This window comes from Bacteroides luhongzhouii (genome assembly GCF_009193295.2).
GTDB classification, from domain to species: Bacteria; Bacteroidota; Bacteroidia; order Bacteroidales; family Bacteroidaceae; genus Bacteroides; species Bacteroides luhongzhouii.
In genome coordinates, this window is sequence record NZ_CP059973.1 from 3739943 (window position 1) to 3754807 (window position 14865).

Consider the following 14865-nt stretch of genomic DNA (forward strand, 5'->3'; position numbering starts at 1 on the left):
CTAATTCTGATTTCATTATAGCTAATCTCGATTTCATTATAGCTAATTCTGTTTTCATTATAGCTAATCTCGATTTCATTATAGCTAATTTTATTTTCGTTATAGCTAATCAGTACTTGCCTTAAAGAGATTCATGGCTCATCGAGATACCTCACGATGAGCCGCACCTGCCTTGCGCTGTAAGCGTGGTCGTTTTTTCCTTCGCCTCCGCTATACATTGCGTCATATAATTCTTTGTTATTTCTGATCCACTCCCTCATTTTCCGCATGGCATACGCCAACGGTACATAAGGATTGTATAAATGTGCCAGCTCCGATTTCAAATACGGACGTATGACAAACGGCTCCTCCTCCGTCTCTTCTTTTTCTGCTTTCATATCTTCGGGAAATTAATTTTATCGTATTCCAAATATACGGAAAATCTCCCGGTCCTCCAAGTGTATAAGTAAAATAAAATCATTCTGAATAAAAGTAAATACATTCTGGATGAAAGTAAGACAAAGTACGTCAGACTAAGACAAAGTACGTCATTTCATTCCCCTGTAATACACTATCTTTGAGGTATCGAAAGAAAAAGAAACAGAGCTCGTTCATTTCTTTCGATATCGATTGCGGTAACCGCAATTTGTAATATTTATTTTTCAATTATTAATTCTCAATTTTTAATTTATCATGGCAATACCATTTAAAAGAATGGGTCGTAAAGACCCGAGAAAGGTTGATGGGGTGGTGAAGTATCATCCGCAACTTGTGACGCAGGGACAGAGTGTAGACCTGGATAAACTTGCTTACACGATGAAAGAGAAAAGTTCCCTGTCGCTGGGTGACATTCAGAGTGTGCTGACTAATCTCGTAGAAGCGATGCGTACGGCGCTGTTCGACGGTAAATCCGTCAATATCCATGATTTTGGTGTATTCAGCCTTTCCGCTACCACGCGGGGCGTGGACACGAAAGATGAGTGTACGATGAAGAACATCAAAACGGTCAATATCAACTTCCGTCCTTCGAGCAGTGTCCGTCCCAATCTGACATCTACCCGTGCCGGTGAGAAAATCGAGTTTCTGGATCTCGACGCGCCCAAGAAAAAGAAAACCGATGGCGAAGATCCCGGTGATGAAGGTGGCGGAGACTCCGGTGGAGGTAGTGGAGGCGGTAGCGGTGAAGCTCCGGATCCGGCAGCTTGATTCATAGAGTGCAGATAATGTTTACAACTGATAAGAAAAATAGTGGCACTATGATGAGAAAGATTGATTTGATCGTGATTCACTGTTCCGCCACCCGTGCCGACCGTTCTCTCACCCCGGATGACTTGGAGATGCAACACCGTCGGCGTGGATTTAACGGAACAGGTTATCACTACTACATCCGCAAGGATGGAACAGTGCACCTCACCCGACCGATTGAACGTATCGGTGCGCACGTGAAAGGATTCAACTCGAACAGTGTCGGTATCTGCTACGAAGGCGGTTTGGATGCCCACGGTTGTCCGGCAGACACGCGGACACCGGAACAACGGGCGGTGCTCAAGCTGCTGGTTCATCAATTACTTGAGACTTTCCCCGGTAGCCGGGTGTGTGGTCACCGGGATTTAAGTCCCGACCGCAACGGAAACGGGGAGATTGAACCGGAAGAATGGATTAAGGCGTGTCCGTGTTTTGAAGTGAAAGCGGAGTTTAGAGTTTCCACTACGTAGAGTTTTAGTTCTCAATAGGATAACGAGAAAATGAGGTAGGAAGGTTTTCAGGAAGTAACAGGGTATTGAAAGTAACTAATTATTGAACGTGATTGATTATTGAAGTCAGTCCATTATTAAAAGAGTGTGGAAAGGAGGTGTGTAAGGTTATGGCAGTCAAGAAATCCCTTTGGGATGTGATTCTGAAAGTAGTCATCGCAGTGGCGTCGGCGGTAGCGGGCGTATTGGGCGGTAATGCGATGAATCTGTAAAGATACAGAGGGTTAGTTCATTTGAGAGAGGGTGTATAAGTTTTCTATTTCACCCTCTCTATTTTTTATCCTCTGATATGAATAATCAGGCGGTTTAATTCATATCAGGGGATCTTTTTTATTTCTTATAAACCAACTTACTCGGAACTCCTTCTCCGAACAAGTTATCACCCAGCGTCGTAATCTTATTTCCGGTAGCCAACACATAGCGAAGATTATCGCATCCCATAAAAGCACCGAACTCGATAGCCGTCACACTGGCCGGCAGCTCTAGCGTACCGCAGAGACGACCGCAGTTACTAAACACACGCTGTCCGATAGATTTCAGATTATGAGGCAATTTCATATTCAACAGATACTTCTTCTGCGCGAAAGTGAAGTCGGGGATAGCCGTTGCGTTCGTTCTGGAAATATCGACAGAAACGAGATTCGGCATATAATCACGGATCAGTTTGAAGTCGGCGTTATCCAGTTTACCTTCAACGGTCAGGAAGTTGATGTCTCTGGGTTGCAGTCCCGCTTTCAGAATTTCTTCTTCCAGTTTGCCCATGGCACCCACTTGCAGGGTAGTCTCTACCGGTTCCCCCTCGATAAACGCAAAGTTCTGCCATCTGTCCTTGTAGCGGTAAGAGTCGCTGCTGCCCAGGGGGACGAAGATAGCGGTAACGCTGTCTGCCAACGCTTCCGGCAACAGGTTGGGAGCTGTCTTCTTCCGGATCTGGCAGATTTTCAGGTTCTCGCAACCTTTGAAGGCAGCATCTTCGATATTCTTCGTCTTCTCCGAAAGAATCACTTTCTCCAGAGTGGTTTTGCCTTTGGTCACTCCGTCTACCACATTCGAAAAAGCGTATGCAGGAATGAAGTTCGGCATATAAATATAGAATTTCCCGTTGGGATAAGTGCCCGCTTTTCCGCTGTACATCTTGATTTCAGCGTTCGAAATGTCCAATACTTTCAGATTATCAAATTCGTCACGGAGATGGCGGAAGTCCTCCGCGTTCAGTTTTCCGGTCAGTGTGAGATGGGTGACACTGTTGGCCTCCTCTTCAGTCATCATGGAAATCAGCGTGCCGGGCTTACTCACATAATACGTTTTACTCACTTGGGCGGCTGCTCCTAACGCATTAGCGGCCAATAAGAAACTTATCAATAGTAGTTTAATTTTCATAATTTTGTAGATTTGTTCTGACAAATATAGGAAAAATAGAGAATACATGATGTTTTTTTATGTTTTATATCTAATTTTGTAGCCGGATTAACAAATTGTAAAAATGGAGGCAGACAACATTGCTGGGGGCAAAGAACCCAAAAGACTTCCTGTGTGGGCTTGTATCCCGCTGTTTATTGTGATACTTTTCATTCTTCTTGGATTGTATGGTACGCTGGCCCGCGGATGTTTGTCGTTGGTGTTGGGTGTGGAAGCCCGCCATCCGGGAGTGACGGGATACATTGTTCTCGAAGCCAGTATGCTGCTCGCCGTTCTGACCGCTGCCATTCCTATGCTCCGCTTCGAACGCCGTCCGTTTTCTGATTTGGGGCTCTCCTTAAAAGGACACGTCAAGGGACTGTGGTATGGCTTCCTGATCGCAATCCTGCTCTATCTGTTCGGTTTCGGAATCTCTTTCGTTTTGGGAGAAATAGAAGTCATCGGTTTCCAGTTCAAGCCGTTGGACCTGTTGGGTTCGTGGGTGTTTTACCTGCTGGTCGCCTTGTTCGAAGAAATACTGATGCGCGGCTATATTCTCGGACGATTGCTGCACACCACCATGAATAAATTCCTGGCACTTTTCATCTCGGCAGCGTTATTCGCCTTTATGCACATCTTCAATCCCGAAATCGCTTTCCTGCCTATGCTCAACCTGTTGCTGGCAGGTATGCTGTTGGGAGCTTCCTATCTATATACACGGAACCTGTGTTTCCCTATCTCGCTTCATCTTTTCTGGAATTGGATTCAAGGCCCCATCCTTGGCTATCAGGTAAGCGGAAACAACTTCACCACCAGTATGCTGACTTTGCGTATGCCCGAAGAAAACGTACTGAATGGCGGAGCCTTCGGTTTTGAAGGCTCGCTCATTTGTACAGTACTGATGATTGTATTTACGATTCTGATCGTGTGGTGGGGAGAGAAAAGAGAAGCAATCAGTCTTGCGGTACCCCGATCATGCTAAGTTGAACCCGTTTCCGGTCATAATCTACACTCATCACTCTCACCATGACGTGCTGATGAATGGACACCACTTCTGTCGGATCGGAAATGAACCGTTCCGCTAATTGAGAAAGGTGTACAAGACCGTTTTCCTTAATTCCTATATCGACAAACGCCCCGAAATTGGTGATGTTGCCTACAATGCCCGGAAGAATCATCCCTTCGCGCAAATCGGCTATGGTGCGTACATTCTTGTCGAATTCGAAGACCTTGATAGCTTTGCGCGGGTCACGTCCCGGCTTGTCGAGCTCTTGTAGGATATCCTGTAAGGTAGGCAGGCCGACGGTAGGAGTGATGTAGTCGGAGATGTTGATCTTCCGGCGGAGTTCCTTGTCGGCTATCAACTCGTCGATGGTGCATTTCAGGTCTTTGGCCATCTGCTCTACGATGTGGTAACTTTCCGGATGCACGGCGGTATGATCCAACGGGTTTTTAGCTCCGGGGATGCGGAGAAATCCTGCGCATTGCTCGAAAGCTTTGGCACCCATGCGCGGCACTTTCATCAGTTCTTTCCGTGAACCGAAAGCTCCGTTCTCTGCCCGGTAATTGACAATGTTCTGTGCCAGTTGAGGACCCAGACCGGATATATAAGTGAGCAAATGACTGCTTGCCGTATTGAGATTTACCCCGACCAGGTTCACGCAATTCTCTACCGTCTGATCGAGTGCTTTCTTCAGCTTCGTCTGGTCTACATCGTGCTGGTATTGACCTACGCCGATGGACTTGGGATCTATCTTCACCAACTCTGCCAACGGGTCCATCAGGCGACGACCGATGGAGACTGCTCCACGCACCGTTACGTCGTAATCCGGAAACTCGTCACGAGCAATTTTGGAAGCGGAATAAATGGAAGCCCCCTGTTCGCTGACTACAAACACGGGTATCTGACGGTCGAAACTCTGGCTGTTGATGAAATCTTCCGTCTCCCGGCTTGCCGTTCCGTTGCCAATGGAGATGGCTTCTATCTGGTAGGCCTCGATCATCTTGCGAAGTTTCGAGGCAGCTTCTCCGGTCTTGTTGACCGGAGGGTGCGGATAGATATTCTCATTATGCAACAAATTGCCTTGCGCGTCAAGACAAACAACCTTACATCCGGTACGGAATCCGGGGTCGATGGCGAGTACCCGTTTTTGTCCCAACGGCGGAGCGAGAAGAAGTTGGCGGAGGTTCTCGGCGAATACGCGAATCGCTTCATCGTCGGCTTTCTCTTTGGATTGGGCGGCAAATTCTGTCTCGATAGAAGGCTTTAGCAAACGTTTGTAAGCATCCGTCGTGGCTTCGCCCACTTGCTGGCTACATTCGTTGTTGCCACGTACGAATTGGCGTTCCAAACGTTCGATGCATGCTTCGTCGTCAGGATTGATAGACACTTTCAGCAACCCTTCCGACTCTGCCCGGCGGATGGCCAGTAGACGGTGGGACGTGCAACGTTTCAGTGACTCGGAGAAATCAAAATAATCCCGGTATTTCGCTGCTTCTTCCTCTTTTCCTTTGACTAATTTTGCAGTAATCTCTGCCTGGCGTCCGAACTGATTACGTACCGCGTTGCGGGCACGTTCGTCTTCGTTCACCTGCTCTGCGATAATGTCACGCGCACCTTTCAGCGCATCTTCCACATCTTTCACTTCACCTTTCACAAAGGAAGCGGCTTTGGCGCTAAGGTTGTTTTCCCTTTGCAACAACAGGATGGTGGCAAGCGGCTCCAGGCCTTTCTGGCGGGCCACTTCGGCACGTGTCTTCCGCTTGGGTTTGTAAGGGAGGTATATATCTTCCAGTTCCGTCGGATTCCAGGTGTCGTTGATGCGTTTCTCCAGTTCGGCAGTCAGTTTGCCCTGTTCGGTGATGGTGCCGAGAATCGTTTCTTTTCGTTTGGCTATGTCGCACAACTTATCGTGTTGCTCTTTTATCTGCTCTATTTGCACCTCATCCAGCCCTCCGGTAGCTTCTTTGCGGTATCGGCTGATGAAAGGAATCGTAGCACCTTCGCCCAAAAGATGAAGCGTACTGCTTATTTGTCTTTCCGGTATGCCTAAAAAACCGGAAATCATCTTGTGAAATAATTCCATAAATTGTATTTTTTGACAGTAAATGAGCGACAAAAATACATATAAATCTGTTAAACCCGACAAGTTTTACTATATTTGCAACTCAATTAATGAATTAACACATCAAAACTGCATTATTATGCTGGGACGTCTTGGATATCTTTTTATCTGTTTTCTTTGGCTCTTCCAGTCAACGAAGGTCTTGGCTGTCTCTAACGATAAGAAACCTATTCTGATTATCTGTTCTTATAATCCGGCAGCGCACCAAACATCAGTCACTATTTCCGATTATATGGATGAATATAGCAAGTTGGGAGGACAGCGCGACATCATCATCGAAAACATGAACTGTAAAAGCTTCTCGGAAGCTCCGCTATGGAGCAAAATGATGACGCAGATTCTTGCTAAATATCAGGGGGAAAAGCACCCGGCGCAGATTATCTTGTTAGGACAGGAAGCATGGGCAGCTTATTTGTCGCAGAGGGATGAAATGCAGGTGAAGGTGCCCGTGATGTGCAGTCTGGCCAGTAGCAATGTGGTGATATTGCCGGAGGACACGGTGGAAAACCTGGATAGCTGGATGCCCGAATCTGTCGATATCTTCGACGACCATGTGGATATCCCCGAATTGGAATCGGGATTTATCAATCAATATAATATAGAAGGTAATATTCAGATGATTCAAGCCTTCTATCCGAAAACGAAACACATTGCCTTTATCTCGGACAATACGTATGGCGGAGTGACCATGCAAGCATTGGTGCGAAAAGAAATGAAGAAATTCCCTGATCTGGATTTGATTCTGATGGATGGACGGAAACATTCTATTTATACCATCGTTGAGGAATTGAGACAACTGCCCGAGAACACGGTGATCCTGGTGGGAACATGGCGGGTGGATATGAACGAGGGCTATTTCATGAGAAATGCTACGTATGCCATGATGGAAGCTGCTCCTAACATCCCGGCTTTTACTCCTTCGTCGGTCAGTCTCGGCTATTGGGCGATAGGAGGGGTGTTGCCCGATTACCGGAAAGTAGGCGGAGAAATGGCTTCGGAGTCTGTGCGGATGGATAGGCATCCGCAGGATACGATGAAACATCTTTCGATCATCGGCTACAAGGCGGTGTTGGATAGCCGGAAGGTGAAGGAGTGGGGACTGGACCCGGCGGTGTTGCCTTTTAAAGTGCAGCTTGTCAACCAGCCGGTTTCGTTCTATCAGCAATATACTTATCAGATATGGTCTGCCTGTGCTTTGTTTGTGGTCCTGGTCCTCGGCTTGTGCATCTCTCTCTTCTATTATTTCCGTACGAAACGTTTGAAAGATGAGTTGCTGAAATCGGAGAAGGACTTGCGCGTAGCGAAAGACAGGGCGGAAGAGTCCAACCGTCTGAAGAGTGCTTTCCTTGCCAATATGAGTCATGAGATACGGACGCCGTTGAACTCGATTGTAGGCTTCTCGGATGTACTGGCCGTTGGCGGTAGCACGGAGGAGGAACAACAGTCTTATTATCAGATTATCAAAACCAATTCGGATTTGTTGCTTCGGTTGATTAACGATATTCTCGACCTTTCACGTCTGGAGGCCAACCGGGTGACGTTGACTTGGGAGGAATGTGACGTGGTGCAATTGTGCAGCCAGGTGGTGGCGTCTGTTGGTTTTTCGCGGCAGTCGTCGGACAACCAGTTCTTGTTTACCACTTCTTTTGAATCTTTCCGGATGGTGACGGATGTGCAGCGTATGCAGCAAGTGATGATTAACCTGCTGTCCAACGCCAACAAGTTTACGAAACAGGGTAAGATTACATTGAACTTATCTGTGAACGAGGAAACGCAAATGGCTGTTTTCTCGGTGACGGACACCGGATGCGGTATCCCGAAAGAAAAACAGGGACTTGTGTTCGAGCGTTTTGAAAAACTGAATGAATATGCCCAGGGTACCGGACTGGGATTGTCTATCTGTAAATTGATTGTACACAAATGGAAAGGAAGTATATGGATCGATCCTGGCTATACCGGTGGAGCACGGTTTGTATTCTCTCATCCGTTAAATCTAAATATAGAAAAAGAATGAAACGAATCGTATTAATTTATGGCTTGCTTCTCTGCCTCGTACTGTCTGTTGCGGCGCAGGAGAAGGTAGTAAAACTAAAGATTGTAGAAACAAGTGACGTACATGGCAATTATTATCCTTACAATTTTATAACCCGCCATGAGTGGAAGGGGAGTCTGGCACGGATTTATTCTTTCGTGCAGAAAGAACGCGAACAATATAAAGAGAATCTGATATTGCTGGATAACGGTGATATCTTGCAGGGACAGCCCACTGCCTATTACTATAATTATATAGATACGGTATCTCCCCATCTTTGCTCGGAAATGATGAACTATATGAAGTATGATGCCGGCAACATGGGTAACCATGATGTGGAAACGGGGCGTGCCGTTTTCGACCGTTGGATCTCTACTTGTGACTTCCCTGTATTGGGGGCCAACATCATAGATACGTCTACGGGAAAGCCCCATCTGGCTCCATATAAAGTGTTGGAGCGTGATGGCGTGAAGATCGTAGTATTGGGAATGATTACCCCTGCCATCCCTGCATGGCTCTCCGAAAATCTGTGGAAAGGATTGCGTTTCGACGATATGGAGGAGACGGCGCGCAAATGGATGAAGGTTATCCGTGAAAAAGAGAACCCGGATTTGGTGATCGGCTTGTTTCATGCCGGACAGGAGGCTTTCAAAATGTCGGGCAAATACAACGAGAATGCTTCTCTCAACGTAGCGAAGAATGTGCCGGGATTTGATATTGTATTGATGGGGCACGATCATGCCCGCGAATGTAAGAAGGTGATGAATGTTGCCGGAGACTCGGTGTTGATTATCGATCCGGCCAGCAATGGGATTGTGTTGTCCAATGTCGATGTAACCCTGAAACTGAAAGATGGAAAGGTGCAGAGCAAGGACATCAAGGGTGCCTTGACGGAAACGGAGGCTTACGGAATCAGCGAGGATTTTATGAAGCGTTTTGCTCCGCAATATGAAACGGTGCAGAAGTTCGTATCGAAGAAGATCGGCACTTTTACCGAAAGCATCTCTACTCATCCTGCTTTCTTCGGCCCTTCTGCCTTTATCGACCTGATACATACCTTGCAGCTCGACATCACCGGTGCTGACATCTCTTTTGCCGCTCCGCTTTCGTTTGACTCGGAAATAAAGAAGGGGGATGTGTTTGTGAGTGATATGTTCAATTTATATAAGTATGAGAACATGCTGTATGTGATGACTCTGTCCGGAAAGGAGATTAAGGATTTTCTGGAGATGTCTTATTATATGTGGACGAACCGGATGAAATCGCCGGAAGATCATCTGCTTTGGTTCAAGGAGAAACGTCGTGAAGGTGCGGAGGATAGAGCGTCTTTCCAGAATTACAGCTTTAATTTCGACTCGGCTTCGGGCATTATTTATACGGTGGATGTCACTAAACCGCAGGGCGAGAAAATAACGATTACAAGCATGGCGGACGGCTCTCCTTTCCGCATGGATAAGATATATAAGGTGGCCTTGAATTCTTATCGTGGCAATGGCGGCGGAGAATTGCTGACGAAAGGGTCGGGTATCCCGCAGGAGAAGTTGAAAGACCGCATTATCTTCTCTACGGATAAGGACCTCCGTTTCTACCTGATGAATTACATTGAAAAGAAAGGAACGATGGACCCGAAAGCGCTTAATCAGTGGAAGTTTGTTCCGGAGAAGTGGACGGTGCCGGCTGCCAAACGTGATTATGAATATCTGTTCCGGTCTGTTCGATAAGTATCTAAAAGTGTTCATTATGTCCGATAATACTCCCGATCGACTTGTATATCTGATTAAATGCTGGTATATTTGTCGCCAAAAAGAGAGAGTATGGATATTCAAAGTGTTCCGAAAGTAGGTATTTCTTCGGTAGTTCATTCTAAACATATAGATGCTGACAACATTGATGTTGTTGATAATGATATAGCGCTTTTCGATACGGAGAGTGTTATATCGTTGTATAATGGGCCTACCAAACTGGAGGTGTTGACGGTAGGGCTTTGCCTGGAGGGTACTGGTACCTTTAATATTAGTTTGCGTGAATTTCAATTGTGTCCCGGACTGATGGTGGTAGGACTACCTAATCAGATTATCGAGCAGCGGTATTTCAGTCACGATTTTAAAGGTATTTTCTTTGCTATGTCGAAGAACTTGCTGGAGACGTTGCCCAAGATCGGAAATGTGCTTTCTTTGTTTTTCTATCTGAAAGATTATCCGTGTTTCAATCTCACCCCGCATGAGCAGGAGATTGTGAAGGAGTATCATGCGTTTATCAGGAAACAGATGAGAAATAAGGAGGCTTTATACCGTAAGGAAGTGGTAATGGGACTGATGCAGGGGTTCTTCTTCGAGCTTTGTACTATTTTCACTAATCATGCGCCCGCAAATGCTACTACTATAAAGAATAAAAGCCGGAAAGAGCATATCTTCGAACGCTTTTATGAGTCTTTGGTGGAGTCTTACCAGTCTGAACGCAGTGTAAAATACTATGCCGACCAACTATGTCTGACACCGAAGCATCTTTCGGGAGTAGTGAAAGAAGTCAGCGGAAAAACGGTGGGAGAGTGGATTGATGAGTTGGTGATTCTGGAAGCGAAAGCCCTCCTGAATTCTTCAAGTATGAATATACAGGAGATTGCCGACCGGCTGAATTTTGCAAACCAGTCTTTCTTCGGGAAATATTTCAAGCATTACACCGGTATGTCTCCTAAAGAATACCGGAAAAGCCGCTAAAATCATAGAACACCGGAGCGTACACGGCTTAGTGTCTCCGGTGTCATCAAAAGATAGGAAGCGATGTGTGCCAGAGGCGCGCGTTTGATGATTTCCGGATGTGTTTCGAGCAGGAGGTTATAGCGTTCGCGAGCGGACTCAAAACGCCATGAATCGGCTTTAACCTGTGATACGATTAAAGAGTATTCCAATATCTTTTGATAGAACATGTTGATTTCCCAATTCTCCCTAGCTAATTTTTGTATCATGTCGCGGGGGAATAAGTAAATAATGGAAGGTTCAAGAGTTTCCACGATTAGCCGGGTGGGTACTTGTCTCAGAAAACTTTCAATGCACATCACGATACATCCTTCGTATGAGAAATGTTCGGTCACGTCTTTCCCGTTTTTGTAATAGTACTGCCTAAGCATACCTTTTCCTACAAAAACAAGTTCGTGGGCTACTTCTCCCTCGTTGAGCGCTATGGCTCCTTTGGGAAATTCTTCACGAATCAGTATGCTTTCTATCTGCCGTCTTCCTTCTATACTCATCTCCGGAAAGCGGGAATTGACAACAGCGTTTACAGTCTCTCTTAATAATGTATCCATGTCTTTTCTGTCTTGATGTGTGCAAAAATACTAAAAACGGTTGACATAAATCAAGGGTGGTATAAAAAAGATGTATCTTTGTCCGCAAAATCAAGAGGTAAGATAATCATGAATAAGATAATAGGCTTGGCAGTGTTGCTGTTTTGTTTGAGTAGTTGCGTAAGGGATAATGATGCTATTTATTATCCGGTTGGCAATGTGGATGTGGAAAGAGGTGGTCCGGCTTTGGAGGCAGGAAAGGGAGATTTGGTAGCTCGAAGTTATAATACCGAAGATTATGTGTTAGACACGCTTGCGCAATATCCGGGTGACCCGACTCTCGGTAAACTGACGTTTATGATTAACCTGAAAAATCAGTCGGCGGATCAGGAAGTGGATGGGTTTAATGGCATCGGCCGGTCCGGACTAACGATGAGTCTTGGATATAAAGACGGTAACTATCCGGCAGAAAGCCAAGTCCCTGTTTATACCTCGTCTGACGTGACTGCCAGCTATGCGATTAAACTTCGCTTGAAAGGGGAATTGGCTTTAACGGGAGACGAATGGATGATCGACTATGTGTATGCCCAGCTAGCAGGCTTATTCCAGCCTTATCCGCCTACGTCTTTCCCGGAAGTGTTTATGTGTAAAGGAGGCGAGCAGCCATTCGCTACTTTCGATTCTTTCCGTAGAACTTGGACGTTTGATATAACCTATGATCGTTCCAACCTTTCTTTCAGCCAACTGTATTTCAACTTGTTCTTAAACCTGGCCGGGCAGAAGAGGGAAGAAAGAGTCCGGTTGAGAATTGATAAAGAATCTTATTTCGAGATCTACAAAGAAAAAGAGGAAATGTAGTTTAACTGCATTTCCTCTTTTTCTTTGTAGTGGGTACGGGAATCGAACCCGTATTGCATGCGTGAGAGGCGTTTTTGCACACCATCTAAAGCGCTTATAACTAATATCTTATAATATTTATAAAATCTATTTGCACCGAATTTGCATTAAAAAACGGCACTCATGTCCTTCCTTATAAATATCACCTCTTATATTTCATCTTTATCAAAGAACGTTTTCAATACAAAGTTAATCAATCAATCAGAAATAGCAAATATTATTTGTTTGAATTTAAGCTATCTGTTTCTAGTTTATCCGGCTAATAGTAAACATACTATTATGGTAGATGAAGAACTAAGAAAATTTTGCGTTGAGCAAGCTGTATTAATCTCAATCAACAAACAACCGCCGAAAGGCATTGGCTTCAATATGCCCGAATCAGTTTCATTATTTGATTTGTCGAATATGATTTTCGAGTACGTTAAATCGGGCGCAAAACCACCGATTAAGATAAATTTTCCTATCGGAGATACTGACTAGATTCCTATTTCGGTTCAGTCGAATAAACAACGGGAATAGAAAACTTAACTGTATTTTGGCTTTCCGTTCCTGTTTTGTTTGATATTCCTGCGTCGATAACTTTTATTGCTACGCCCGCTTTTCCATCTGTTCTATTCATTTCTGAAACAGTTAGATTAAATTCTATTTCATGAATAAGGCTTTCTTGTTTTGATTTATTCGGATTAGAATAAACCATTTTACTTATTTCATTTCCTGTAAATCTACCGTAATGCGGATCTACTACCGCCCCAGTTTCTTTTAGCTCTTCGTTTAGTTCGTTAACGGCTGAAACAATTCCGGTTATTGTTGCTTTTATAAAATCTTTTAGCTCCATATTTCAATTTTATTCACTATACTATTATGTTATAATCCACGAAGAAATATTATTATATCTATTGCTTTATGACCTTCTATTTTTAGTAATGCTTTCAAATAAGAGTCCCTTTTTTCTACCTTTAATATTCTTTTTAACTCATTATGATTGACCAACTTCTTGGCTTCTCTAGCTTTTGATATACATGCATCTATTGCATCTGAATAATTTTCAATATAAGGTTTTTCTATTATGTCGGATATTATATCTAAATAGCGAAGTAAAGCGCTTTCATATTGACTCTTTAAAAGAAGAGTATCTCCCTGTAAAAATAATAATGATGCCATTATTTCCGCTTGACTCTTTTCATTCGCTTTTTGAATGTAGTCTATCATTTCTTTTTTGGTAGCATCAATACTTTTTGTTAAAGAATCACTAGTTTGCTCCACTTTACCATCTATCTTCTTATCTATTGCAATCACATTCCAAATCTGCCATCCAATTAACATCGTCACTAAAAGCGATAAAATCCCTACTATCACCCCGATATAGTCTATACCTAACTCCGGCGCGGATGGTAACGAAACGCAAATAGCGACAACACTGCATATAATCGCAGCGATCGACAAACAGTTGCTCCAATATGATTTAATCCAGTTTTTCATGTTGTTCGGGTTTATTCATTCAGGCGTAGGGTATTTTCAATTGATACTATTAGCTTCATTAATAAGCTCTCCCGTCAATTTGTTTAGTTTAAAAGATTCTCTTTCTTTATCTCCATTTCTGTATACGATATCGAAAGTAAAGTCTATAAAATTGTCACTAATATTTATTAACTTGTTCTTTATTATATATTCTTCGGAGTATCCTTTGTGTTTGTACTGCCAGATATAATCGGCATTAGTGATATTGACTAAAGACACAGAAGGGTATGATACCTCTAGACCATTAATATTATCAATTGGAATTAATTTATTGATGGTTCTATTTCCTAATGGTATCTTTTCTATCTCATTACAATTATTATCAAGCAAAAGGTTATTATTATTGTATCCTAATGTGATAAAATAATCACCATACCAATCTTTAATATCGAATACTGAATTGTCATATCTATTGTAATAAACCCTTTTCTCTTTTCCACCAAGAGTGGAAATAATTTCATTAGGACCACCATAATTCACTAACAAAATAATTCCATCATCTTTGATGATAAAGTTAAATAAGGAAATATGGTCAATATTATGCTCTTCAACCTTACCGAACTCTAAATAAAATTTTTGATTGAATCCTCGGATCATTGGTGCCGTATATTCGAATATCTGCTCTTTCTTCTCATTGTATGCCGCAAACCACATATCACCATTAAGAAATCCTGCTATTAATGCATTTTTAGCAACTTCTTCTTCGTACTGCCATCCTATAGTTGGCTTAGTTATTCCTTTGGGTAAATTATATTCTTTTAAAAACTCGTCTTGGTTCTCATCATCCTTACTGCATGATTGTAGGCATAGTAGGACGAAAATCGCTGTGATTGATAGTACTAATAGTTTATTCATAATATTTTGTTTTTAGTGGTTGAT

General features: G+C 43.7%; 15 protein-coding genes. 8 read left to right on the forward strand and 7 right to left on the reverse strand.

Going from position 1 to position 14865, the window contains the following annotated elements; genetic code table 11:
• Positions 1 to 131: 131 nt before the first annotated feature.
• Positions 132 to 377: a DUF4248 domain-containing protein gene (locus GD631_RS13695; protein WP_143257486.1), complete on the reverse strand. Its 246-nt coding sequence runs from the start codon at positions 375 to 377 to the stop codon at positions 132 to 134.
• Positions 378 to 672: 295 nt separating this feature from the next.
• On the opposite strand from GD631_RS13695, the gene GD631_RS13700 reads away from it, so the two are divergent.
• The 3 genes from GD631_RS13700 to GD631_RS13710 all read left to right on the forward strand — a co-directional run bounded on the left by GD631_RS13700 (position 673) and on the right by GD631_RS13710 (position 1945).
• A complete protein-coding gene (locus GD631_RS13700; RefSeq protein ID WP_008022053.1) occupies positions 673 to 1185 on the forward strand; it encodes an HU family DNA-binding protein in 513 nt (170 codons plus the stop codon).
• A 50-nt stretch (positions 1186 to 1235) separates the two neighbouring features.
• The gene (locus GD631_RS13705) at positions 1236 to 1694 is read left to right on the forward strand and encodes an N-acetylmuramoyl-L-alanine amidase (protein WP_143257487.1); all 459 of its coding nucleotides are present in this window, start codon (positions 1236 to 1238) and stop codon (positions 1692 to 1694) included.
• 149 nt (positions 1695 to 1843) lie between these two features.
• Positions 1844 to 1945 (forward strand): smalltalk protein, encoded by a 102-nt coding sequence (locus tag GD631_RS13710; protein ID WP_151874894.1) that lies wholly within the window; start codon positions 1844 to 1846, stop codon positions 1943 to 1945.
• 118 nt (positions 1946 to 2063) lie between these two features.
• Here GD631_RS13710 and GD631_RS13715 read toward each other — a convergent pair whose 3' ends face one another.
• Positions 2064 to 3113 (reverse strand): leucine-rich repeat protein, encoded by a 1050-nt coding sequence (locus tag GD631_RS13715; RefSeq protein WP_143257488.1) that lies wholly within the window; start codon positions 3111 to 3113, stop codon positions 2064 to 2066.
• 103 nt (positions 3114 to 3216) lie between these two features.
• Between GD631_RS13715 and GD631_RS13720 the strand changes: the two genes are divergently transcribed.
• Positions 3217 to 4113: a CPBP family intramembrane glutamic endopeptidase gene (locus GD631_RS13720; RefSeq protein WP_143257489.1), complete on the forward strand. Its 897-nt coding sequence runs from the start codon at positions 3217 to 3219 to the stop codon at positions 4111 to 4113.
• Here the strand turns inward: GD631_RS13720 and GD631_RS13725 are convergent.
• Positions 4085 to 6217 carry a Tex family protein gene (locus GD631_RS13725; protein ID WP_143257490.1) on the reverse strand — a complete coding sequence of 711 codons (2133 nt, stop codon included), beginning with the start codon at positions 6215 to 6217 and terminating at the stop codon, positions 4085 to 4087. The two genes, GD631_RS13720 and GD631_RS13725, sit on opposite strands and share 29 nt — an antisense overlap.
• Positions 6218 to 6335: 118 nt before the next feature.
• Here GD631_RS13725 and GD631_RS13730 point away from each other — a divergent pair, with 118 nt between their 5' ends.
• The 3 genes from GD631_RS13730 to GD631_RS13740 all read left to right on the forward strand — a co-directional run bounded on the left by GD631_RS13730 (position 6336) and on the right by GD631_RS13740 (position 11005).
• A complete protein-coding gene (locus GD631_RS13730) occupies positions 6336 to 8270 on the forward strand; it encodes a sensor histidine kinase (protein WP_143257491.1) in 1935 nt (644 codons plus the stop codon).
• A complete protein-coding gene (locus GD631_RS13735; protein ID WP_143257492.1) occupies positions 8267 to 10009 on the forward strand; it encodes a bifunctional metallophosphatase/5'-nucleotidase in 1743 nt (580 codons plus the stop codon). Before GD631_RS13730 ends, GD631_RS13735 begins: the two co-directional genes overlap by 4 nt.
• A gap of 93 nt (positions 10010 to 10102) precedes the next feature.
• A complete protein-coding gene (locus tag GD631_RS13740) occupies positions 10103 to 11005 on the forward strand; it encodes a helix-turn-helix domain-containing protein (protein ID WP_143257493.1) in 903 nt (300 codons plus the stop codon).
• 2 nt (positions 11006 to 11007) lie between these two features.
• On the opposite strand, the gene GD631_RS13745 is transcribed toward GD631_RS13740, so the two are convergent.
• Positions 11008 to 11592 (reverse strand): Crp/Fnr family transcriptional regulator, encoded by a 585-nt coding sequence (locus GD631_RS13745; RefSeq protein ID WP_143257494.1) that lies wholly within the window; start codon positions 11590 to 11592, stop codon positions 11008 to 11010.
• Between the two features lie 15 nt (positions 11593 to 11607).
• Between GD631_RS13745 and GD631_RS13750 the strand changes: the two genes are divergently transcribed.
• Complete coding sequence (locus GD631_RS13750; RefSeq protein ID WP_143257495.1) at positions 11608 to 12429, forward strand: DUF3845 domain-containing protein; 822 nt, start codon at positions 11608 to 11610, stop codon at positions 12427 to 12429.
• A gap of 523 nt (positions 12430 to 12952) precedes the next feature.
• On the opposite strand, the gene GD631_RS13755 is transcribed toward GD631_RS13750, so the two are convergent.
• From GD631_RS13755 to GD631_RS13765, 3 genes are read right to left on the reverse strand one after another with little or no spacing between them, the layout of a single operon-like run.
• On the reverse strand, positions 12953 to 13303 hold the full coding sequence (locus tag GD631_RS13755) for a trypco2 family protein (protein WP_143257496.1): 351 nt from the start codon (positions 13301 to 13303) through the stop codon (positions 12953 to 12955).
• Positions 13304 to 13332: 29 nt separating this feature from the next.
• The gene (locus GD631_RS13760; RefSeq protein ID WP_143257497.1) at positions 13333 to 13947 is read right to left on the reverse strand and encodes a hypothetical protein; all 615 of its coding nucleotides are present in this window, start codon (positions 13945 to 13947) and stop codon (positions 13333 to 13335) included.
• Positions 13948 to 13983: 36 nt separating this feature from the next.
• On the reverse strand, positions 13984 to 14841 hold the full coding sequence (locus GD631_RS13765; protein WP_143257498.1) for a hypothetical protein: 858 nt from the start codon (positions 14839 to 14841) through the stop codon (positions 13984 to 13986).
• Between the last annotated feature and the right edge of the window lie 24 nt (positions 14842 to 14865).